This window comes from Stenotrophomonas maltophilia group sp. SKK55, from assembly GCF_057179845.1.
The window spans coordinates 490299-512592 of record NZ_JBXUHP010000018.1 but is presented as its reverse complement, the minus strand read 5'-3'; the positions used below and the strand labels follow the sequence as shown (position 1 = coordinate 512592).

20 protein-coding genes are annotated in these 22294 nt (G+C 67.3%); 10 read left to right on the top strand and 10 right to left on the bottom strand.

All coding sequences use genetic code 11. From position 1 onward, the window contains the following. Window positions 1-118: 118 nt before the first annotated feature. Entirely contained in the window at window positions 119-1396 is a 1278-nt protein-coding gene (locus tag AC2A1N_RS11455; RefSeq protein ID WP_484372286.1) for an NAD(P)/FAD-dependent oxidoreductase, read from the bottom strand. 161 nt (window positions 1397-1557) lie between these two features. Here AC2A1N_RS11455 and AC2A1N_RS11450 point away from each other — a divergent pair, with 161 nt between their 5' ends. The 3 genes from AC2A1N_RS11450 (at window position 1558) to AC2A1N_RS11440 (ending at window position 4914) form a co-directional block, all read left to right on the top strand. Next, window positions 1558-2319, top strand: a complete 762-nt coding sequence (locus tag AC2A1N_RS11450; protein ID WP_242892888.1) for a gamma-glutamyl-gamma-aminobutyrate hydrolase family protein — start codon at window positions 1558-1560, stop codon at window positions 2317-2319. After that, window positions 2316-3713 (top strand): glutamine synthetase family protein, encoded by a 1398-nt coding sequence (locus tag AC2A1N_RS11445; protein WP_049416306.1) that lies wholly within the window; start codon window positions 2316-2318, stop codon window positions 3711-3713. The genes AC2A1N_RS11450 and AC2A1N_RS11445 overlap by 4 nt, the downstream gene beginning before the upstream one ends. 91 nt (window positions 3714-3804) lie before the next feature. Beyond that, on the top strand, window positions 3805-4914 hold the full coding sequence (locus tag AC2A1N_RS11440; RefSeq protein ID WP_019659050.1) for a polyamine ABC transporter substrate-binding protein: 1110 nt from the start codon (window positions 3805-3807) through the stop codon (window positions 4912-4914). 43 nt (window positions 4915-4957) lie between these two features. Here AC2A1N_RS11440 and AC2A1N_RS11435 read toward each other — a convergent pair whose 3' ends face one another. Continuing rightward, complete coding sequence (locus AC2A1N_RS11435) at window positions 4958-6346, bottom strand: flavin-containing monooxygenase (RefSeq protein WP_242892890.1); 1389 nt, start codon at window positions 6344-6346, stop codon at window positions 4958-4960. Window positions 6347-6637: 291 nt separating this feature from the next. Between AC2A1N_RS11435 and AC2A1N_RS11430 the strand changes: the two genes are divergently transcribed. From AC2A1N_RS11430 to AC2A1N_RS11415, 4 genes are all read left to right on the top strand, one after another. Continuing rightward, a complete protein-coding gene (locus AC2A1N_RS11430) occupies window positions 6638-7774 on the top strand; it encodes an ABC transporter ATP-binding protein (RefSeq protein ID WP_005415926.1) in 1137 nt (378 codons plus the stop codon). Further along, a complete protein-coding gene (locus AC2A1N_RS11425) occupies window positions 7771-8703 on the top strand; it encodes an ABC transporter permease subunit (RefSeq protein WP_069137955.1) in 933 nt (310 codons plus the stop codon). The genes AC2A1N_RS11430 and AC2A1N_RS11425 overlap by 4 nt, the downstream gene beginning before the upstream one ends. Then, on the top strand, window positions 8700-9542 hold the full coding sequence (locus AC2A1N_RS11420) for an ABC transporter permease subunit (RefSeq protein ID WP_021203562.1): 843 nt from the start codon (window positions 8700-8702) through the stop codon (window positions 9540-9542). The genes AC2A1N_RS11425 and AC2A1N_RS11420 overlap by 4 nt, the downstream gene beginning before the upstream one ends. A gap of 83 nt (window positions 9543-9625) precedes the next feature. Then, complete coding sequence (locus tag AC2A1N_RS11415) at window positions 9626-10990, top strand: NAD-dependent succinate-semialdehyde dehydrogenase (RefSeq protein WP_242892892.1); 1365 nt, start codon at window positions 9626-9628, stop codon at window positions 10988-10990. A 173-nt stretch (window positions 10991-11163) separates the two neighbouring features. Here AC2A1N_RS11415 and AC2A1N_RS11410 read toward each other — a convergent pair whose 3' ends face one another. From AC2A1N_RS11410 to AC2A1N_RS11385, 6 genes are all read right to left on the bottom strand, one after another. After that, a complete protein-coding gene (locus AC2A1N_RS11410) occupies window positions 11164-12186 on the bottom strand; it encodes a magnesium and cobalt transport protein CorA (protein ID WP_242892894.1) in 1023 nt (340 codons plus the stop codon). A gap of 6 nt (window positions 12187-12192) precedes the next feature. Further along, complete coding sequence (locus tag AC2A1N_RS11405) at window positions 12193-13443, bottom strand: lipoprotein N-acyltransferase Lnb domain-containing protein (RefSeq protein ID WP_242892896.1); 1251 nt, start codon at window positions 13441-13443, stop codon at window positions 12193-12195. Next, the gene (locus AC2A1N_RS11400; protein ID WP_005408827.1) at window positions 13440-14321 is read right to left on the bottom strand and encodes a CorC family transporter; all 882 of its coding nucleotides are present in this window, start codon (window positions 14319-14321) and stop codon (window positions 13440-13442) included. The genes AC2A1N_RS11405 and AC2A1N_RS11400 overlap by 4 nt, the downstream gene beginning before the upstream one ends. Before the next feature lie 64 nt (window positions 14322-14385). After that, window positions 14386-14934, bottom strand: coding sequence for a hypothetical protein (locus AC2A1N_RS11395; RefSeq protein WP_061478511.1), 549 nt, complete (start codon window positions 14932-14934; stop codon window positions 14386-14388). Between the two features lie 102 nt (window positions 14935-15036). Continuing rightward, window positions 15037-15522 carry an rRNA maturation RNase YbeY gene (gene ybeY / locus AC2A1N_RS11390; protein WP_061478510.1) on the bottom strand — a complete coding sequence of 162 codons (486 nt, stop codon included), beginning with the start codon at window positions 15520-15522 and terminating at the stop codon, window positions 15037-15039. Further along, window positions 15519-16505: a PhoH family protein gene (locus AC2A1N_RS11385; protein WP_005415936.1), complete on the bottom strand. Its 987-nt coding sequence runs from the start codon at window positions 16503-16505 to the stop codon at window positions 15519-15521. The genes ybeY and AC2A1N_RS11385 overlap by 4 nt, the downstream gene beginning before the upstream one ends. A 441-nt stretch (window positions 16506-16946) precedes the next feature. Here AC2A1N_RS11385 and AC2A1N_RS11380 point away from each other — a divergent pair, with 441 nt between their 5' ends. Genes AC2A1N_RS11380 through AC2A1N_RS11370 form a run of 3 tightly spaced genes read left to right on the top strand, consistent with a single transcriptional unit; the run spans window position 16947 to window position 19956 of the window. Next, entirely contained in the window at window positions 16947-17903 is a 957-nt protein-coding gene (locus AC2A1N_RS11380) for an HlyD family secretion protein (protein ID WP_484372280.1), read from the top strand. A gap of 20 nt (window positions 17904-17923) precedes the next feature. Next, a complete protein-coding gene (locus AC2A1N_RS11375) occupies window positions 17924-18847 on the top strand; it encodes an ABC transporter ATP-binding protein (RefSeq protein ID WP_484372278.1) in 924 nt (307 codons plus the stop codon). Continuing rightward, window positions 18844-19956 carry an ABC transporter permease gene (locus AC2A1N_RS11370; RefSeq protein ID WP_484372276.1) on the top strand — a complete coding sequence of 371 codons (1113 nt, stop codon included), beginning with the start codon at window positions 18844-18846 and terminating at the stop codon, window positions 19954-19956. The genes AC2A1N_RS11375 and AC2A1N_RS11370 overlap by 4 nt, the downstream gene beginning before the upstream one ends. Before the next feature lie 73 nt (window positions 19957-20029). On the opposite strand, the gene miaB is transcribed toward AC2A1N_RS11370, so the two are convergent. Together miaB and AC2A1N_RS11360 are read right to left on the bottom strand one after the other, a co-directional pair. Then, the gene (gene miaB, locus AC2A1N_RS11365; RefSeq protein WP_484372274.1) at window positions 20030-21448 is read right to left on the bottom strand and encodes a tRNA (N6-isopentenyl adenosine(37)-C2)-methylthiotransferase MiaB; all 1419 of its coding nucleotides are present in this window, start codon (window positions 21446-21448) and stop codon (window positions 20030-20032) included. A 206-nt stretch (window positions 21449-21654) separates the two neighbouring features. After that, the gene (locus AC2A1N_RS11360) at window positions 21655-22275 is read right to left on the bottom strand and encodes a glutathione S-transferase family protein (protein WP_061478505.1); all 621 of its coding nucleotides are present in this window, start codon (window positions 22273-22275) and stop codon (window positions 21655-21657) included. Between the last annotated feature and the right edge of the window lie 19 nt (window positions 22276-22294).

Sequence of the window (22294 nt, the reverse complement as noted above, 5' to 3'; positions counted from 1 at the left end):
TAGGTAATTGACCAACCATCCATCACACATGTTGCGTGAAAATCTGTGACGTGTGCAGCACGATCAGCGCTGCGGTGCGCTTGTCAGAACGTTCAATACAGGTGGAGATGCAGAATCTTCACCACAACGCATCCCGCAGCTTGTACCACGACATCGCCGCCACCAGCAGCGGCGTGCGCAGCAGCCGGCCGCCGGGGAAAGGCGCATGCCGCAGGCGCTGGAACACGTCCAGGCGCTCGCTCTGGCCGGCAATCGCGGCGGCGATGACTTCGCCAGCCAGCCCGGCGGCGGCCACCCCATGGCCGGAGAACCCCTGCGCGAAGTACAGGTTGCCGTCCAGCCGGCCCCAATGTGGAGCGCGGTTGCGGGTGATGTCCACGTAACCGCCCCAGACCTGCTCCAGCGGCACATCGGCCAGTTGTGGAAACACCTGGTGCATGCGCCGCTGCATCACCCCGCGCAGGCCGGGTGGGGGCAGCGCCGAGTAACTGGCGCGGCCGCCGAACAGCAGCCGGTGGTCGTGGCTGAGGCGGAAATAGTCCAGTGCCCACGCGGTGTCGGCCACGGCCATGTTGTTGCCGATCAGGGCGCGGGCGCGCTCGGCCCCCAGCGGCGCGCTGGCGCCGATATAGGTGCCGACCGGCATGATCCGCCGTTCCAGGTCGGGCAGCAGGCCCTGCAGCCAGGCGTTGCCGGCCACCACCAGATGCGCAGCGCGCACGCTGCCCCGCGCGGTATGCAGGGTGGGCTGCGGTCCGCGCTGCACGCGGGTCACTGCGGAGTTCTCGTGGATCACCACGCCGGCCGCGCGCGCTGCATCGGCCAGGCCACGCGCATAGGCCAGCGGGTGCAGGTGCGCGCTGTGCGGATCGAACATCGCGGCGCGGTAGCGCGGGCTGTCCAGCTGTGCGCGCAGGGCATCACGGTCCCACCACTGCATCGGGTAGTCGTAGTGGCGCTGAAGATGCTCGCAGTTGGCGCGCAGGGCGCGCTCATGGCGCTCGCGGATGGCGACGCTGGCGTGGCCCTCCACCCAATGGCAGTCGATACCATGGCGGTCGATGCGCCTGCGCATCGCCTGTACCGCGTCGCGCGACCAGTCGAACAGGTGGCGCGCATCGTTACGGCCGAGCTGACGCTCCAGTTCGTCCACCTCGCAGCCATAGCCGACCAGCGCCTGGCCACCATTGCGGCCGGACGCGCCCCAGCCGATCCGCTGTGCGTCCAGCACCACCACGCGTTGGCCACGCACGGCCAGTTCCAGTGCGGCGGTCAGGCCGGTATAGCCGGCGCCCAGCACCGCAACGTCGGCCTGCACCTGCCCCTGCAACGCGGGCAGTGCGGGCGGTTCGGGCAGGCTGGAGGCATACCAGCTGGGCGGAAAGGCGGCGCTCACTGCAGGCCTCGCGGGTGCAGTGCGGGAGGGCGGAGCAGGGCAGGTCGATCAGCGTTCACCCCGGTAGTTTCGCCTATGCATGGCAGCTGTGGTGTGACGGCAGCGACTTGCCGCCGTTGCCAGGCGACGGGTAACGTGTCGGCACGCCAAGGAGTCTTCCCATGCGCCGCCTGCCCTGGGTGGGCCTGCCCACCGACAGCACCGTGCTCGGCCACCACCGTTTCGCGGTGGCCGGCGAGAAGTACGTGCGCGCGCTGGCCGAGGCGGCCGAGGTGACCCCGGTGGTGTTGCCGAGCCTGCAGCCACCGTTGCCGGCCAGCGACTGGCTGCTTGGGCTCGATGGCCTGCTGTTGACCGGCGCGGTCAGCAATATCGAACCGCAGCACTACGAAGGCGGCCGCAGCTGGCCAGGCAATCCGCATGACCCTGCCCGCGATGCCAATGCCTTCGCGCTGCTGCACAAGGCGCTGGCGCTGGACCTGCCAGTGCTGGCGATCTGCCGGGGCTTCCAGGAGTTGAACGTCGCACTGGGCGGCAGCCTGCATCCGCAGGTGCATGCGGTGCCCGGCCTGGCCGACCATCGCGAAGACCCGCAGGCGCCGGTGGACGTGCAGTATGGGCCGGCCCATGCGGTGACCCTGGCCGCCGACGGCTGGCTGGCGCAGTGGCACGGCAGTGGCCGCGCGCAGGTCAATTCGGTGCACGGACAGGGCATCGCCCGCCTCGCGCAGGGCCTGGAGGTCGAGGCCATGGCCGATGACGGACTGGTCGAGGCAGCGCGCAGCCTGCACCATGGATTTGTGCTCGGCGTACAGTGGCATCCGGAGTGGCGTGTCACGCAGACGCCGTTCTATCACGCTATTTTCCGTGCGTTCGGCCAAGCTTGCCGGCAGCACCAACAGAACCGACTGGATTCCCGATGAGTTCCCGAACGCGCCCGCGCAAGACGGCCACGCCCCCCGCACCGCAGGAAAGCAGCCTGCTGCGCTGGCTGAAGGAGCGGCGCATCACCGAGGTGGAATGCCTGGTGCCGGACATCACCGGCAACGCCCGCGGCAAGATCATTCCTGCCGACAAGTTCTCGCACGACTACGGCACGCGCCTGCCGGAAGGCATCTTCGCCACCACCGTCACCGGCGAGTTCCCTGACGACTACTACGAGCTGACCTCGCCGTCGGACTCGGACATGATGCTGCGCCCTGACCCGGATACGGTGCGCATGGTGCCGTGGGCGGCCGATGCCACCGCGCAGGTCATCCACGATTGCTACACCAAGAGCGGCGAACCGCACGAGCTTGCGCCGCGCAACGTGCTGCGCCGCGTACTGGCGGCTTATGCGGAACTGGGCCTGCGCCCGGTGGTGGCGCCGGAGCTGGAGTTCTTCCTGGTGCAGAAGAACACCGACCCGGACTTCCCGCTGCTGCCACCGGCCGGTCGCTCGGGGCGCCCGGAGACCGCGCGGCAGTCGTACTCGATCGACGCGGTCAACGAGTTCGACCCGATCCTCGACCTGATGTACGACTACGCCGATGCGATGAAGCTGGACGTGGACACGCTGATCCACGAATCCGGCGCAGCACAGCTGGAGGTGAACTTCACCCATGCCGATGCGATGGACCTGGCCGACCAGGTGTTCCTGTTCAAGCGCACCATGCGCGAGGCGGCGATGCGCCACGGGGTGTACGCCACGTTCCTGGCCAAGCCCATGGAGAACGAGCCCGGTAGTGCCATGCACATCCACCAGAGCCTGGTGCGGGTGAGCGATGGCAGCAATGTGTTCGCTGGCGAGACCGATGCCGAGGGCGAGTTCAGCCCGGTGTTCGGCCACTACCTGGGCGGCCTGCAGAAGTACGCGCCGCAGGCGATGGCGTTCTTCGCGCCGAACGTGAATTCCTACCGCCGGCTGGTGTTCGGCGAAGTCTCGCCGAGCAACGTGCACTGGGGCTTCGACAACCGCACCTGCGGCCTGCGCGTGCCGCTGGATACGCCGGAAAACATGCGCGTGGAGAGCCGGTTCGCCGGTTCCGACGCCAATCCGTACCTGGCAATGGCGGCCACCCTGGCCTGCGGCCTGCTCGGCATCCGCGAGCGGCTGGCGCCTGACGCGCCGGTGACCGGCAGCGCGAAGGAACTGGGCTACAACCTGCCGCGCTCGCTGGGCGAGGCGCTGGACGGGCTGGAGCAGTGCAGCGAGCTCCAGGCCCTGCTGGGCGAGCGTTTCTGCCGCGCCTACATCTCGGTCAAGCGCAAGGAATACGAGACCTTTTTCCGCGTCATCAGCTCGTGGGAGCGCGAGTTCCTGCTGCTGAACGTCTGAGCATCTGGAATAGAAAAATCCGCCGCCGGGGGGTAGGCTGGCACCCGTCGCCGGCTCCGCCGGCCCCCCTTCCCGCATTCTGGAGCACCCGATGAAGCTGCGTATCCTCACGCTCGGCCTGGCCTCCGCCATGCTTGCCGCCTGTGGCGGTGGCAACGGCGGCGCGCAGGACAGCCAGGTCCTGAACGTCTACAACTACAGCGATTACATCGCCGAGGACACCATTCCGACCTTCGAGAAGGAGAGCGGCATCAAGGTGACCTACGATGTGTTCGACAGCGATGAGATGGTCGAGACCAAGCTGCTGGCCGGCAACAGCGGCTACGACGTGGTGGTGCCGACCCTTAACTTCTTCGGCCGCCAGATCCAGGCCGGCGTGTTCCTGCCGCTGGACAAGAGCAAGATACCGAACCTGGCCAACCTCGATCCGGCGGTGATGAAGCGCATCGCCACCCAGGATCCGGGCAACCAGTACGGCGTGCCGTACATGATCGGCACCACCGGCATCGGCTACAACGTGGACATGCTGAAGCAGCGCTTTGGCGGCAGCACCGATATCGCCAACAGCTGGGACCTGGTGTTCAAGCCGGAGAACATCAGCAAGATGAAGGACTGCGGCGTGACCATCCTGGACACGCCGGCCGACATGATCCCGATCGCGCTGCATTACCTGGGCCTGGATCCGCACAGCGGCGACCCGGCCGAACTGCAGAAGGCGGCCGACCTGCTGAAGTCGATCCGCCCGTACGTGCAGAATTTCCACTCCTCGCAGTACGTCGGCTCGCTGGCCAATGGCGGCACCTGCCTGGTGGTCGGCTGGTCGGGTGACATCATCCAGGCCCGCGACCGCGCCGAGGAAGCCAGCAATGGCGTGCACGTGGCTTATTCGATCCCGAAGGAAGGTGCGCCGCAGTGGTTCGATATGCTGGCGATCCCGAAGGACGCCAAGCACCCGGAAGCGGCTTACAGGTTCATCAACTATCTGCTGGAACCGAAGGTCGCCGCGGCCAACACCAACTTCATCCACTACGCCAACCCGATCCCGACCGCGACACCGCTGGTGGACGAGGCGATCCGCACCGACCCGACGATCTACCCGCCGGCCGACGTGGCCGAGAAGATGTTCACCTACTCGATCAACACGCCGGAGACCGACAAGCTCTACACCCGGCTGTGGACCGAGGTGAAGACCGGCCGTTAAGCCGGTCTGGCGCCGCCGGGCCTTGCCCGGCGGCCGCCTTGCTTCACCGCTTCACCGTGCTGGAATCGGTACCGTCAGCCTGGTCAAGGTGCCTCAGGATGGCCGGCAGCAGGTCGTGTGCATCGCGGCCGCCGTTGCACAGGAACGACGAACTCATCCGCTGCAGGTTGTGCATGCCGATGAAGAACAAGCCCGGTTGCGGGGAAACGCCAAACTCGCCCAGCGGATAGCCGTGGGCATCCAGCGCGCCCTGCACATCGAGCCAGGGCCATTCGGCGACGAAACCGGTGGCCAGCACCACCGAGCGGATGCCTGCCGTCTGCAGATCCAGTTCATCCGGGGCTATGTCCGGCTCCCAGTGCAGATAGACCTCTTCGGGAATGTAGCGGGCATCGTCGGTGCGCGGCTCGGGCCGCGTGGCGTAGTACGCGCTGGCCAGCGAATCGAGATAGGCGTACTCGGCGCGCGTCGCTTCGATCGCGGTGCGAAGTTGCGGGCGGACATCGGCGAAGCGGGCGGTGTTTCCATTGAATTCCTGCAACCGGCCCAGCAACCTGATCCCTGCGCGGTGCATCGCCAGCAGGCTGATCGAACTGCCCAGGCCGGCGCGTCCCTTGCCGGAAATCAGGGGGAACTCCGCGGTGCGGGCCTTGCGCAGCGCGTCCGGCTCGCCTGCCAGTACGGCCGCCGATTGGCTTACGTGTTGATGGATGCGCCCGGCCATGTCCCACCAGGTCATCGAGTCCTTGCCGCGCAGCCGACGGGTGTGCGAATGACGATCGGCCAATGACCAGTACACGCTGCGACCACCGTCGCGCAGGTCCTGGGCGATCTGCGCGCCGGACTGGCCGCCGCCGATGACCAGCACCGCGCCCTCGGGTAGCTGGCCGGGACTGCGGTAGTCGCTGGAGTGCAGCACGGTGAGGCCTGGTGCGGGCGCGAAAGGGGCCCGGGGCAACCGCGCCCGGCGGTATTCACCGGTGGCGACCACCACCGCCTGGGCATGGATCAGCCCCCGGCTGCTGTCGATGGCATAGCCACCGGACTCCGGCCCGACCCGATGGACCACGCACCCCTCGCTGATCGGCAACGCGCGCTCGTCGGCATAGTCGCGCAGCCGTCGGATCACTTCCGGGGCCCCCATGAACCCTTCCGGGTCATCCCCGGCATAGGCATGGCCATGCAGGGCCATCGTCGCGTTGGCGGTGTTGGTCTGGAACGAATCCCAGCGCCGCCGCCAGCTGGCGCCCACGGTTTCGGCCTCCAGCACGCGATGCTCGACGCGGGCCTCCTGCAGGAGCGCGCTGAGCGACAACCCGGCCTGGCCGGCGCCGATGATGACCAGCGGCAGCCGTGCAGGCAGGCAGCCCGGCAGGCGGGGCGGGAAAGGGGAGGGGCTGTCCGGGGAAATCACCAGGGGCGGTCCATGCAAGGCCTAGATGCGGGGCATTGCGCGGGGAATGTCCGGGGCTTTCAATGGATCCCGTTCTGAAAAATGTTGCAGATCGGGCTGCCGCCCGCAGTGTCTGGCCGGGACGGCCGCAGGATGGTCCAGGGGAGCCGGGGCCTTCGAGCGCACAGGCCACCATGGCGGGGGAAAACCGACACCCCTCGGGGCCCTGGGGCCGCCCACCGGCCGCTTCCACCTGCTCCCGTCATATCCCCTGCGGCCCCCGGCCGTTAGAATGGCCGCCGCTGTCCACCGCCCGCTCCCGGAGCCCCCATGCCCGTTGAAGCCCAGCCGGTAGCCGCCGTCGTCGACACGACCGGTGCGCCCGGCTATCTCTCCATTCGTGATCTGCGCAAGGAATTCGACGGTTTCGTCGCCGTCGACGACGTCAACCTGGACGTGCGCAAGGGCGAGATCTTTGCCCTGCTCGGTGGCTCCGGCAGTGGTAAATCGACCCTGCTGCGCTGCCTGGGCGGCTTCGAGACGCCCACCAAGGGCAGCATCACCGTCGATGGCCAACGCCTGGATGCGCTGCCGCCGTACCAGCGGCCGGTCAACATGATGTTCCAGTCCTATGCCCTGTTCCCGCACATGACGGTCGAGCAGAACATCGCCTTCGGCCTGAAGCAGGATGGCCTGGGCAAGGATGCGATCAGCAAGCGCGTCGGCGAGATGCTCGACCTGGTGCAGATGGGCCACCTGGGCAAGCGCAAGCCGCACCAGCTGTCCGGTGGCCAGCAGCAGCGCGTGGCGCTGGCGCGGTCGCTGGCCAAGGGGCCGAAGCTCCTGCTGCTGGACGAACCGATGGGCGCGCTGGACAAGAAGCTGCGCTCGCAGATGCAGCTGGAACTGGTCAGCATCATCGAATCGTCGGGCGTGACCTGCGTGATGGTCACCCACGACCAGGAAGAAGCGATGACCATGGCCACCCGCATCGCGGTGATGGATGCCGGCTGGATCCAGCAGGTCGGCAAGCCGGACGAGGTCTACGAGCAGCCGGCCAACCGCTTCGTCGCCGAGTTCATCGGTTCGGTCAACCTGTTCGACGGGGTGATCGACGAGGACCTGCCCGAGTACGTGACCGTGCGCTCGCCGCTGTTCCCGGCGCCGATCTACATCGCCCATGGCATCACCTGTTACGAAGGGCAGCCGGTCGCATTCGCGCTGCGCCCGGAGAAGGTGATGATCGGCAAGGACGAGCCGGAAGGGCACACCAACAAGGCGCAGGGCGTGATCGAGGACATCGCCTACTTCGGCAGCCACTCGGTCTATCACGTGCGCCTGCCCAGCGGCGCCAAGGTGCTGGCCAACTTCGCCAACTCGCAGCGCTGGGCCAGTGATGGCTTCACCTGGGGCGACGAGGTGTGGGTGCACTGGCGCGACAACGACGGCGTGGTGCTCACCTCATGAGCGTCGCCGGCCTGAAGCGCTGGCTGCCGGGGCTGCGTGCCACGGTGATCGGCATTCCGTACCTGTGGCTGCTGCTGTTCTTCGCAGTGCCGTTCCTGATCGTGCTGATGATCAGTTTCTCGCTCAGCCGGGTCGGCTCGCCGCCGTATACCTGGCTGCTGCAGTACGGGGACGGCGGGTTCTCGCTGAAGCTGAACCTGGAGAATTACCTGGCGCTGTTCCGCGATTCGATCTATGCGCAGGCCTTCCTGAGCTCGATCAGGATCGCGGCCATCTCCACCTTCCTGACCCTGCTGATCGGCTACCCGATGGCCTATGCCATCGCCCGCCTGTCGCCGGCCGCACGCAACGTGGCGATGATGCTGGTGGTGCTGCCGTCGTGGACCTCGTTCCTGATCCGCGTGTATGCGTGGAAGGCGATCCTGGACCGCAACGGCCTGCTTGACCAGTTCCTGCAGTTCACCGGCCTGCAGACGCTGATGACGTCGATGGGCCTGCCGAAACTGCAGTTGATCGATACGCCGACCGCCGCCTACATCGGCATCGTCTACTGCTACCTGCCGTTCATGGTGCTGCCGCTGTACGCCAACCTGGTCAAGCATGACCACCGCCTGCTGGAAGCGGCCTACGACCTGGGTGCCAGGCCATGGCAGGCCTTCCTGCGCATCACCCTGCCGCTGTCGAAGGCCGGCATCATCGCCGGCTGCATGCTGGTGATGATCCCGGCAGTGGGTGAATTCGTGATTCCGGAAATGCTGGGTGGCTCGGAGACGCTGATGGTCGGCCGCCAGCTGTGGAACGAGTTCTTCAACAACCGCAACTGGCCGGGTGCCTCGGCGATGGCGGTGGCGATGATCCTGTTGCTGCTGGTGCCGATCCTGCTGTTCAACCGATCCCAGCAGCGCCTGCTGGAAGGGAAGCAGGCATGAGCCCGCGTACCGCCAAGGGCCTGGGGCTGGGCGTGCTGCTGCTCGGCTTCGCCTTCCTGTACCTGCCGATCCTGCTGTTGATGTTCTATTCGTTCAACAGCTCGCGGCTGGCGATGGTCTGGGCCGGGTTCTCCACCCGCGCCTACAGCGACCTGTTCGCCGACCGCGCGCTGATGGAGGCGATGTGGACCAGCCTGGTGGTGGCGTTCTGGACCGCCTGTACCGCCACCGTGCTGGGCACGCTGGCGGCGATGGTGATGACCCGCTTCAAGCGCTTCCGTGGCAAGCCGCTGTTCGGTGCGCTGGTCACCGCGCCGCTGGTGATGCCGGATGTGATCCTGGGCTTCTCGCTGATGGCGCTGCTGGCCTCGATGGGTGCGATTCCGGGCTTCCCGGCGCGCGGCCTGGCCACCATCTGGATCGCGCACGTCACCTTCACCCTGTGCTTCGTCACCGTGGTGGTGTCTTCGCGCCTGCAGGAAATGGACCTGTCGCTGGAAGAAGCCGCGATGGACCTCGGGGCCAGCCGGCTGACCGTGTTCACCCGCATCACCCTGCCGATCATCGCGCCGGCGCTGGTGGCGGGCTGGCTGTTGGCGTTCACCCTGTCGCTGGATGACGTGGTGGTGGCCAGCTTCGTCGCCACGCCGGGCTCGACCACGCTGCCGATGAAGGTGTTCGCGTCGGTGCGCATGGGCATCAGCCCGAAGATCAATGCACTGGCCACGCTGCTGGTGTCGGCGGTATCGATCGCCGCGGTGATCGGCTGGTACATCAATGCCCGTGCCGAGAAGCGGCGCCAGCGCGACCTGCAGCTGGCGCGGCAGGACAACGGCTGAGTACACGATCCGTCGACTGTGCCGGCAACACCCGGCTCACGGCCGGCGGCGCACAATGGGGGTCTTCCAGATGGAGATCCCCCATGACCGTCGAGATCGTCGACCCGGCCACCGGCCAGGTGACCTACCGCCATGAACTGATGGGCGCTGCCGACATCGAGCAGCGCCTGCAGGCCGCCGCCGATGCGTTCCCCGGCTGGGCCGAGCGTTCGCTGCAGGAACGCGGCGCGATCCTGCGCCAGATCGCGGCGCAGCTGCGCACGCGCCGCGACGACCTGCAGCAGGCGATGACCCACGAGATGGGCAAGCTCAAGGCCGAAGCGCTGGCCGAGGTCGACAAGTGCGCGGCGGCCTGCGAGTACTACGCCGACCATGCGGCCGACTATCTCAAGCCGCAGCTGATCGACACCGAAGCGCAGCGCAGCTATGTGCGCTACGAGCCGATCGGCTGCGTGTTCGCGGTGATGCCGTGGAATTTTCCGATCTGGCAGGTGTTCCGCTTCCTCGCACCGGCGTTCATGGCCGGCAACGTGGCCCTGCTCAAGCACGCCAGCAACGTGCCGCAGTGTGGAGACCTGATCCTGGCGGTGTGCCGTGATGGCGGCCTGCCGGACGGCGTGTTCGACGTGCTGCACATCGACAACGACCAGGCCGCCGACGTGCTGCGCGACGCACGGGTGAAGGCGGTGACGCTGACCGGCAGCGAGCGGGCAGGGCGCTCGATCGCCTCCAACGCCGGCAGCCAGTTGAAGAAGTCGGTGATGGAGCTGGGTGGCAGCGATGCCTTCGTGGTGCTCGACGATGCCGACCTCGACAAGACGGTTGCGGCAGCAGTGAAGTCGCGCTTCGACAACAGCGGGCAGACCTGCATCGCGGCCAAGCGCTTCATCGTGGTCGAGGCGGTGGCCGATGAATTCACCCGTCGCTTCGTTGAAGCTGCGGCCGAGCGCCAGTACGGCGATCCCGATGAGCGGGGCACCACGCTGGCGCCGATGGCCCGTGCCGACCTGCGCGATGAACTGCACAAGCAGGTACAGGCCAGCGTGGCCAAGGGTGCGCGGGTGCTGATAGGCGGCGAGCCGATTGCCGGCACCCACGCCGGCTATCCGGCCACGGTGCTCGACCAGGTCGGCCCGGGCATGCCGGCCTACGACGAGGAACTGTTCGGTCCGGTGGCTGCGGTGATCCGGGTCGCTGATGAGAGCGAGGCACTGCGCGTGGCCAACGACACCCGCTTCGGCCTGGGCGGCAGCGTGTGGACGCGCGATCCGGTGCGCGGCGAAGCCTTCGCGCAACGCATGGAATGCGGCGCCGCGTTCGTCAACGCGATCGTCAAGAGCGATGCGCGGCTGCCGTTCGGCGGCAGCAAGCAGTCTGGGTTTGGCCGGGAACTGGCCGACCACGGCATCCATGAGTTCATGAACATCAAGACCGTCTACGTGGCCTGATTCCCCTCCTTCTGTAGAGTCGAGCCATGCCCGACTGCTCGTCGCTCTTGTAGAGCCGAGCCCATGCTCGGCTGCTCTCGCCGGCATCAGTCGAAAAAGCTCGACTCTACGGAATGCGCCAAACAGCCAGCCGAGCATGGGCTCGGCTCTACAAGAAGAGGGTTACGTACGCGCTACAGCCAGCCCGAACGCTTGAACAACCGGTACAGGCCCACGCAGACGCCGCCCACACCAATGATCATCAGTGGGTAGGCCCACGGTTGGCTCAGCTCCGGCATGTGGCTGAAGTTCATCCCGTACCAGCTGGTGATCAGCGTCGGTGCCGCCAGCAGCGCAGCCCACGCACCGAGGCGCTTGACCGTCTCGCCCTGCGCCAGCGTCACCAGCGACAGGTTCACGCTGAGCGCGGTGCCCAGCATCTCGCGCAGGGTGTCGATCACATCGCTGATGCGTACCGCGTGGTCGTGCACGTCACGGATGTACAGCTTCACTTCGTCCGGAACCAGCTCGCCCTGGTAACGGCGCAGCTGGGCCAGCACATCCTGCAGCGGCGCCACCGCCATCCGCATCTTGTTCAGTTCGCGCTTGAGCTCGTACAGGCGCACCACGGTGCTGCGCTTGTAGTTCTCGGCGAAGATGTCCTTTTCCAGCAGGTCCAGGGTGTCGCGGAAGCGGTGCACGATCGGCAGGTAATTGTCGACCACGAAGTCGGTCACCGCGTACAGGCAGTACGACGGGCCCATCTTCAGCAGCTGCGGCTCACGCTCGACCCGAGCACGTACCGGCGCGTAGGACAGCGAGGCGCCGTGGCGCACCGTCACCAGGAAGCGCGGGCCGAGGAAGGCATGGGTTTCGCCATACTGGATGCGCTCGTCGACCATCTGCGCGGTGGTCACCACCACGAACATCGAATTGCCGTAGGTCTCGACCTTGGGCCGCTGGTGCGCGTTGCGCGCATCCTCGATGGCCAGGTCGTGCAGGCAGAATTCCTCCTGCAGTTTCAGCAGCACATCGTCGTTGGGGTCGTACAGGCCGACCCAGACGAAGCCATTGCCACTGGCAATGACATCGCTGATGGCGTCCAGGGTGATGTCGTGGCGTTTGCCCTCGTCATCGTAGTGGACGCAGTTGATGACGCAGGCGGGGTTGGCTGAAGCCGGGGCGGAAGCGGAGGCGGGCAATGACATGCCCGCCATCGTGCGTCAGCGCCGTGTTTCGGACAAGTGAGGATGGCGCCCCAGTACCCACGCCAGCGCGACGTGGACGGGCAGCAGCAGCACGATCCACTGCACGTTGTACTGCGCCTGCAGGCTCAGCCAGTGCAGCACCAGTGCCGCCACGGCCTGCACTGCCAGCAGCCACAGCACGACCCTGAACATGCGGCCCGGCACGCGCCGGCGCAGCAGGCGGATTGCTCCGGGCAGCAGCAGCACGGCCACCGGCGAAAGCAGCAGCAGATTGCGGTTGGCCCAGGCGGCGTAGTGGGTGCTGAAGCCCCACAGGAACACCAGCAGGCTGCCGGCGATGGCGCACAACAGCCAGAACGGCAGGGCCAGCCCGGCCAGCAGGCGCGGGCGGTTGCGCAGCACCAGCACGCCGCCGGCCACGGCCAGACCAAGCAGCAGCCACGGCCACCAGCGACGCGCGAATTCCTTCGGCTCCGGATCGATGCGGTGCGGCAGCAGTTCCTGTTCGGACTGCACCAGCGGCCGGCCATCACTGTTGCGTGCCTGGCGCAGCGCATCGGCCAGGCGCATCGGCACGAACGCTTCCTGCCAGCGCGACAGCGGGTGGTCGGCAAACGGCCCCAGGCCGACATCGAAGCCCAGCCACATCCACGGGGCGGGCGAGGCCAGGCGCACCGACTCGCTGCGGTAGGTGTTGCCGCGCGAACGCCCCGACAGCTGCGACTGCAGGCCGCCGCCCAGCGCCTTGTCCACCGTGTCGCGTACCATCGTGGCGCAGTTGGCGGTGTAGTAGTCGTAGTGGTAGCGCGCGTTTTCCGGCTTGGCCCGCTCGGCCAGGTCAGCGGCCAGGGCACGCGCCTGGTCGGGGCGCAGGTCCAGCCACTGCACGCTGGCACCGCGGCCGGTCTCGTCGTAGTACGACAGGTCCTGCTGCAGCGGTAGCGCCACCAGGTAATACATCATGTCGCCGCGCACGAAGCGGCTGATGAAGTCGTCCTCGGACGGATCGAAGTAGCCGAAGTTGTACGATGTCGCTTCGCCACTGGCCGGATCGACCACGACGATGGCGTCATGCCCGAAGCGTTCGAAGAACACGGTGCCCGGCTGCATGGTCACCACGCCGATACGCGGGACCGGGGCCTCGGCGTTGGCAGGTGCGGGCACGGCTGCCGCCGGCTGCGCGAAGGCGGCCAGTGGCAGGGCCATGGTCACGGCCAGCACACACAGTGCCAGCCACGCCGTCAGGATCAGACCGCGGCGCTTCAAGCGTCGTCCTGCGCGTCCGGCGGCAGCACGGTCACGTGGAAGGCCTGCACCCGGCGCGCATCGGCGCGGGCCACGCGGAACATGAAGCGGTCCAGCGCCAGCTCATCGCCGACTTCCGGCAGATGGCCCACGGCCTCGGTGACCAGGCCACCGATGGTGTCGTAGTCCTCATCGGAGAACGTCGCGCCGAAGCGCTCGTTGAAGTCGCCGATCGGGGTCAGCGCGTCGACCACGTACTGGCCGTCGGACTGGATGGCGATCTGCGCGGACGGATCCTCGGCCTCGTCGTGCTCGTCGTCGATCTCGCCGACGATCTGCTCCAGCACGTCCTCGATGGTGACCAGGCCGGCGACACCGCCGTACTCGTCGACCACGATGGCCATGTGGTTGCGCGACAGGCGGAACTCCTTCAGGAGCACGTTCAGCTTCTTCGCCTCCGGGATCAGCACCGCCGGGCGCAGCAGCTCGCGCACGTTGGCCGGGCCGTTGTCGGCGACCACGCCGCGCAGCAGGTCCTTGGCCAGCAGGATGCCAAGGATGTCGTCCTTGTTCTCGCCGTGCACCGGGAAGCGCGAATGGCCCGATTCGACCACCTGCTTCATCAGTTCCAGGAAGGGCGCTTCGACCGGCAGCGAGACCATCTGCGAGCGCGAGATCATCACGTCGCCCACGGTCAGCTCGGCCACCGAAATGGCGCCTTCCATCATCTTCAGGGTATCGGCGGCGATCAGACCCTCTTCCTGCGCGGTGTGCAGGACAGCGACCAGCTCGTCGCGGGTGTGGGGTTCGCCGGAGAAGGCCGAGGTCAGGCGTTCAAGCCAACCGCGCTTCTTTTCACTGTGCTCCGCAGGGGAGCTACTACTGTCGTCTTCTGACATCTCTGGAAAAAAGGCACCCGGCAGGCCGGGCGTTGGCCCAAGTCTAGCAGGATGTGGCGGCCTGTCAGTGACTGCCGGTGGCCGGGGCAGGGGCGGTCGGGGCCGGCTCCTCTTCGGGCAGGTCCAGGCTGTAGGTGCAGCCGGCCAGGGTCTTGCCAGGATGGGAGGTCACGGTGGAGACGCTGAGGATGATCGACTCGATCTGGGCCTCGCCGGTCTTCGGGTCGGTCACGTCGCGGCTGACCAGCTCGCGGCCGGCCATGAACTTGCCGTCCTGGTCGTAGCCGGTCTCCAGCGCCAGGCGCTTGGCCAGCGGGCGTGGGTCGGCCTGGTCGAGGACGGCCATGATGCTGGCGCCGGCCACCGCCACCCGCTCGGTCTGTTGCCCGAAGACGGTGATCGGGCTGGCCAGCCGGTACTCGCTCATGAACTGGTTGCCCTGCGGCAGCGGCTGCAGGCCCTGGGCCACGGCCTTCAGCGGATCGGCCAGCAGCGGCGCCAGCGCGGCCTGCTCGGCCACCCCCTGGCGGCATTCGATCAGGGCCGGCAGATCCAAGGCAGCGGCCGGGGCGGACGCGATGAGCAGCAGGGGCAGGGCAATACGCAGCAGCACAAGGAAATTCCCGTTGTAGAGCCGAGCCCATGCTCGGCTGCATTCGGTCAGGTTTGCGGGGGCGATGCATTGGAGCCGAGCGTAGGCGCGGCTGTATAGGCCTCAGCGCTCGCCGGCGTAGGGATCGGCGATGCCGAGCTCGGCCAGGATGTCGCGCTCCAGCTGTTCCATCGCCTCGGCTTCCTTGTCGTCCTCGTGGTCCCAGCCAAGCAGGTGCAGCACGCCGTGCACGGTCAGGTGCGCGTAATGGGCGTTGAGCGCCTTGCCCTGTTCGTCGGCTTCGCGGGCCACCACCGGTGCGCAGATCACCAGGTCACCCAGCAGCGGGAACTTGACGCCCTTGGGCAGGCCTTCGGGCACTTCGGCCGGGAAGCTGAGCACGTTGGTGGCGTAATCCTTGCCGCGGTAATGGCGGTTCAGCGACTGGCCTTCCTTGGCATCGACCACGCGGATGGCCAGATCGGCCTCGCGGATGCGGCCCTTCAACGCAGCGGCCACCCACTTGCGGAAGCTCACTGCCGCCGGCAGCCCGGTACGCGGCAGGGCATAACTGACGGCGACGTCCAGTCGCACGGGACCACGGGTCATGGCGTTGCTCCAGGCTGGATCTGATGCAGGTCGCGGCGGTCGTAGGCGCTGACGATGCGCGCCACCAGCGGATGCCGGACCACGTCGCGGGATTCGAAGAAGGTGAAGCTGACGCCCTCGACCTCGCGCAGCACATCGATGGCATCGCGCAGGCCGGATTTCACGTGCTTGGGCAGGTCGGTCTGGGTCAGGTCACCGGTGACCACCGCGGTGGAGCCGTAGCCCAGGCGGGTCAGGAACATCTTCATCTGCTCGATGGTGGTGTTCTGCGCCTCGTCCAGGATCACGAACGCATCGTTGAGCGTGCGGCCGCGCATGTAGGCCAGCGGCGCGATCTCGATGACGTTCTTCTCCAGCAGCTTGACCACCTTCTCCACGCCCATCATCTCGTACAGGGCGTCGTACAGCGGTCGCAGGTAAGGGTCGACCTTCTGGCTCAGGTCGCCGGGCAGGAAGCCCAGCTTCTCGCCGGCTTCCACCGCCGGGCGCACCAGGATCAGGCGCTGCACCCGCGACTCGTTCAGTGCTTCGACCGCGCTGGCCACGGCCAGGAAGGTCTTGCCGGTTCCCGCCGGGCCGATGCCGAAGTTGATGTCATGCGTGGCGATCTGGTGCAGGTAGCGGCCCTGGTTGGCGCCGCGGCCACGTACCGTGCCGCGCTTGACCTTGATCGCCACGTCCTGCGCTTCGTAGGAGCGTTCGGCGATCTGCTCGACGTTGGCCTGCGCCAGGCGCAGGTGGATGGCGTGGTTGTCGAAGGTGGTTTCGCCGGCTTCGGCGTACAGCGCTTCAACCAGCTTCTGCGCCTCCACGATGGCTTCGTTGGGCCCGCTGATGCGGAACACGAAGCCACGATTGGCGATCTCCACGCCGAGCTTCAGCTCGATCTGGCGCAGGTGCCCATCGAAGGGGCCGCACAGGTTGGCCAGTCGCTCGTTGTCTTCCGGCGACAGGGTGAAGTCTCGATGATCGATGCTTTTCATTGCTTGGGGTGGGGCGGGGTCGCCGTCCACCGCGATGGACTCGGGGTGACAAGGTTACGCGCGTACCGGGCATGCGGCCAGCGGCGGGCCGATACGCGGTTTTCCACACCCGGTGTGGACGGGGGGCGCGAAAAGCTGTGGATAGGCCTTCGCAGTGCTTGTGCCACAAGGCGTATGAGGTGGTGGTGAAAAAACCGTCACGGTCGGCCGGCGCCTGTGACGGCAGCGCATCTTCCGTTGCCAGGCAGCCAGTACGGCCGCCCCCGTCCGGTTCTCCACACCGGCTGTGGAATGATGCTGAATCAAGCTGTGGATAGGTGGCGAGGAACCTTGCAGCAAAAGGCTTGCCCGCGCGTGGCGAAAAAACCGTCAGGGCTGATCGGAATCATTGAGGGTGCACGGGGCAGGTGGCACCGTGTCGCCGTCGCAGGAGGGGATGGCATGGGCATCGGCAACGGGATGCGTGGACTCGGACTGGCGGGCATCGGCCTGCTGGCGGGCTGTGGGCAGTCAACGCCAACGGCGCTGGGCACGCTGGAGTGGGACCGGATCACGGTGCCGGCGCCGGCGGCCGAGGTGATCGCCACGGTGGAGGTGCGCGAGGGCCAGCGGGTCAAGGCCGGGGCCGTGCTGATGCAGCTCGACCCCGCCCGCGGCGACGCGCAGTTCGCGGCGGCGCAGGCCGACACGGCGCGCGCGCAGGCCCAGCTGGAAGAGCTGAAGCTCGGCCCGCGCCAGGAACAGATCGCACAGGCCCGGGCACAACTGGCCGCGTTGCGCGCGCAGTCTGCTGAAGCCACGGCCTACTATCGTCGGGTGCAACCATTGGCACGCCAGCGCCTGATCGCCGCCGCCGAGCTGGACCGTGCACGGGCGGCCGCCGGCCATGCCGCGGCCAGCGTGCGTGCCGCCGAGCAGGCCTGGCTGGAACGGGTGCACGGCAGTCGCGCGCAGGACATCGCCCAGGGCCAGGCGGCCGCCGACGCCGCACAGGCGCAGCAGGTGGTGCAGGGCGTCAACCTGCAGAAGCTGCAGCTGCGCGCACCGCGCGATGGCGTGATCGATGCCTTGCCCTACCGGCAGGGTGACCAGGCACCGGTCGGGGCGCCGCTGGCGGTGATGCTGGTCGGCGAGCGCCCCTATGCGCGCGTCTACCTGCCGCAGCCGCTGCGCCTGCAGGTCAAGGTCGGTCAGCCGGCGCAGATACAGCTGGATGGAGGGGGCACCGTACTGAAGGGCCATGTGCGCGCGATCCGCAGCGAGCCTTCATTCACCCCGTACTACGCACTGACCGGCGATGACGTCGAGCGCCTGAGCTACCTCGCCGAGATCGACGTGGATGCAGCCAGCGACATGCAGACGCTTCCGGCCGGACTGCCGGTGCAGGTGCGCTTCTGAACACCGGTGCGGACATCGCGGTGCATGCGCAGGGCCTGACCCGCCGCTTCGGTGAGCTGCTGGCCGTGGACAAGGTCGACCTGACCGTCCCGCGCGGGCAGGTGTACGGCTTCCTGGGCCCGAACGGGTCAGGCAAGTCGACCACCATCCGCATGCTGTGCGGCCTGCTGGAACCCAGTGCGGGGCAGATCGAGGTGCTGGGCCTGGCGGTTCCCGAGCAGGCCGAAGCGCTGCGCCGGCGCATCGGCTACATGACCCAGCGCTTCTCGCTGTACGAAGACCTGTCGGTACGCGAGAACCTGGAATTCCTCGCCGCCATCCAGGACCTGCCGCGCAACCACGCCCGGCAACGGGTCGATGCGCTGCTGCAGCAGTACCGGTTGCAGGACCGGCAGCCGCAGCTGGCCGGGACGCTCAGTGGTGGACAGAAGCAGCGCCTGGCCCTGGCCGGCGCCGTGGTGCATTCGCCCGAACTGCTGTTCCTGGACGAGCCGACCAGCGCGGTCGATCCCGAGTCGCGCCGCGATTTCTGGGAGGCCCTGTTCGAACTGGCCGACGCGGGAACCACGGTGCTGGTGTCGACCCATTACATGGACGAAGCCGAGCGCTGCCATCGCCTGGCGATCCTTGATCGCGGCGCACTGGTGGCCGACGGCACGCCGGCCGAGCTCTGTTCACGGCTGCAAGGACGAACGCTGCAGGTCACGTCATCGCAGCCACGCCAGGCCAGCCGCGTGCTGGCCGAGCTGCCCGGCGTGCTGAGCGTGGCGCAGATCGGCACCCATCTGCGCGTGCTGTGCAATGAGGGCGTAGCGGATGTCGCAGCGCTGCGGCGCGCGCTGGCCAGCGCCGACCCGCAAGCGCATATCGAAAGCGTGGCGCCGAACCTGGAGGACGTGTTCGTGGCCGCCACCCGTGGCCGTGGCAGGGAGCCAGCGGCATGAACCTGCGCAGGCTGTGGGCGATCATGCTCAAGGAGCTGCGGCAGCTGCGCCGCGACCGCATCACGCTGGCGATGATCGTCGGCATTCCGGTGATGCAGCTGCTGCTGTTCGGCTATGCGATCAACCTCAACCTGCGCCACCTCGATGCGGGTATCGCCGACCAGGCCAACAGCGCCGCCTCACGCGCGCTGGTGCAGGACATGGTCGCCACCGGGGTGATCACGCCGCGTACTGAAGCGTACAGCCCGGACCAGCTGATGCAGGCGCTGCGCCGCGGCGAGATCAGCGTCGGCATCGTGGTGCCGGCCGACTTCGAGCGTCGCCGCTTCGATGGACGCGAAGCGGTACAGGTGCTGGTCGATGGCAGCGATACCGTGGTGCAGAGTGCGGCGATCCAGCTGGCGCAGGTGCCACTGGATACGCGCCCGACCAGCAATACGCGGCCGTTGCGCGAAGGCAGCATTGCCAGTGGCCAGGTCAGCGTGACCAGTTTCTACAACCCGCAACGGCGCTCGGCGGTGAACATCGTGCCCGGCCTGATCGGGGTGATCCTGACCATGACCCTGGTGATGTTCACGGCGGTGGCGGTGGTGCGCGAGCGCGAGCGCGGCAACATGGAACTGCTGATCGCCACGCCGGTATCGCGCAGCGAACTGATGGTCGGCACGGTGCTGCCCTATGCAGCGATCGGTCTGCTGCAGACCACGCTGGTGCTGGTGCTGGGCACCTGGCTGTTCCAGGTGCCGATCCGCGGCAGCCTGCTCGACATCTACCTGGCCGCAGTGCTGCTCGTGCTGGCCAACCTGGCGCTGGGCCTGCTGATCTCCACGCGCGCGCGTTCGCAGTTCCAGGCGATGCAGATGACCCTGTTCCTGTTCCTGCCGTCGATCCTGCTGTCGGGCTTCATGTTCCCGTTCGCCGGCATGCCGCGGCCGGTGCAGTGGCTGGCCGAAGTGCTGCCGCTGACCCACTTCCTGCGCCTGGTGCGCGGCATCATGCTGCGCGGCGCCTCGCTGTGGGAGCTATGGCACGACGCACTGGCGCTGCTGGCCTTCATCGTGGTGATGATGACCCTGGCGATCCTGCGTTTCCGCAAGCGCCTGGATTGAGGCCTGTCATTCGGTAGTGCCGGCCGCTGGCCGGCATCATTTCCGGTAGGTGCCGACCGTTGGTCGGCACACCTTATTCCGCCACCACGCGCCCACGCAGCGAATTGGTCAGCGCTTCGGTGATCACCACATCCACGAACTGCCCGATCAGGCGCGCAGGCGCCGGGAAATTCACCGACCGCATGTTCTCGGTCTTGCCGGTCAGTTCGTTCGGATTCTTGCGCGATGGCCCTTCCACCAGTACGGTCTGCACGGTACCAACCATCTTCTGCGAGATGCTGGCGGCGTGCGCATTGATGCGATCCTGCAGGCGCGACAGGCGGGCGTGCTTCTCGGCATCGCTGATCGTGTCCTCCAGATCAGCCGCCGGTGTACCCGGTCGACGCGAATAGATGAAGGAGAAACTGTGGTCGAAGCCGATGTCTTCGATCAGCTTCATGGTCTTCTCGAAGTCGGCATCGGTCTCGCCGGGGAAGCCGACGATGAAGTCCGAGCTGATTGAAATGTCCGGGCGCACCGCGCGCAGCTTGCGGATCTTCGACTTGAATTCCAGCGCGGTGTAGCCGCGCTTCATCGCCGACAGCACGCGGTCGCTGCCGGCCTGCACCGGCAGGTGCAGGAAGTTGGCCAGCTGCGGAACGTCGCGGAACGCATCGATCAGCGAATCGCTGAACTCGAGCGGGTGCGAGGTGGTGAAGCGGATGCGGCCGACCCCATCGATCTCGGCGATGGTGCGGATCAGCAGGCCGAGGTCGGCAAACTCACCGTCTCCATACGGGCCGCGATAGGCGTTGACGTTCTGGCCGAGCAGGTTGATCTCGCGCACGCCCTGCGCGGCGAGCTGCGCCACTTCCACCACCACGTCCTCGAACGGGCGGCTGACTTCGGTGCCGCGGGTGTAGGGCACCACGCAGAACGAGCAGTACTTGGAACAGCCTTCCATGATCGACACGAACGCCGAGGCACCTTCGGCGCGTGGCTCGGGCAGGCGGTCGAACTTCTCGATCTCGGGGAAGCTGATGTCTACCTGCGGGCGCTTCTGCTCACGCCGCGCGCGGATCAGTTCCGGCAGGCGATGCAGGGTCTGCGGGCCGAACACAAGGTCCACGAACGGGGCGCGCTTGATGATCGCTTCGCCTTCCTGCGAGGCAACGCAGCCGCCCACGCCGATGATGACCTCGCGGCCCTTGTTCTTCAGGCCCTTCCACACGCCGAGTTGGCTGAACACCTTCTCCTGCGCCTTCTCGCGGATGGAGCAGGTGTTGACCAGGATGACGTCGGCATCGTCCGGGCTGTCGGTCAGTTCCAGGCCATCGCTGGCGGCAAGCACGTCGGCCATCTTGGCCGAGTCGTACTCGTTCATCTGGCAACCGTGGGTCTTGATGTACAGCTTGCCCTTGACCTGGTCGGGCTTGCGCGGACCAGCGGGCAGGGCAACGAGCGGGGTACCGCCCGGGGTGGCGGGCGGAAAGACGTCTGGCGTCCCGGTCATGGCGCTTAATCCATTCGGGTGGCGGGAAAGCGGGCAATTCTACCCGCATCCCGCGCCAGCCGCCGCGCCCTTGTAGAGCCGAGCCCACGCTCGGCTGCTCTTCCCGCTTCCCATGGGGCAGCCTGGCATGGCCTGGCTCTACTGAAGCCAGCCGAGCGTGGGCTCGGCTCTACAAGGAAAGCCGGCCGGCGCTGCTCCGGCGCTGCTTATGCCGCCGCCAGCTCCGCATCGATCTGCCGCGAACGGTCGAAGGCGGTCATCGCGCTCATCCGTGCGATGTAATCAGCCGTGGCCGGCGCAGGCTGCACCAGGCCGAAGGCCGTGGTCCAGGCCAGCGCATTGCCCCACAGCACGTCGGCGGCACTCATCGTCTCGCCGAGCAGGTAGCGACCCTGTGCCAGCTGGGCCTCGACCACCTGCAGCACGGTCTCGGCGTCGTTGTACGGCGACATCAGGCGCGGCGGCGGCTCGCGGTGCATCGCCTTGTCGATCATCGCCGGCTCGAAACAGGCACCGTAGAAGGCCATCCAGCGCAGGTAGGGTCCGCGCAGGGCGTCGCCGATCGGCGGCGCCAGCCCGGCCTCCGGATACAGGTCGGCCAGGTACAGATAAATGGCCACCTGTTCGGTCACCAGCGCGCCGTTGTGGACGATGGCCGGCACCTTGCCCATCGGGTTGATGGCCAGGTAGGCCGGGGCCAGGTTGGCGCCGGCCTTCAGGTCCAGCACCTGCATGCGGTAGTCGGCACCCAGCGCTTCGAGCAGGGCCACGGCGCCGCTCGAGCGGGATCGGGCGGCGTGGTACAGGGTGATCTGGCGTGAGGTCATGGCATTGCTCCTTGCGGTG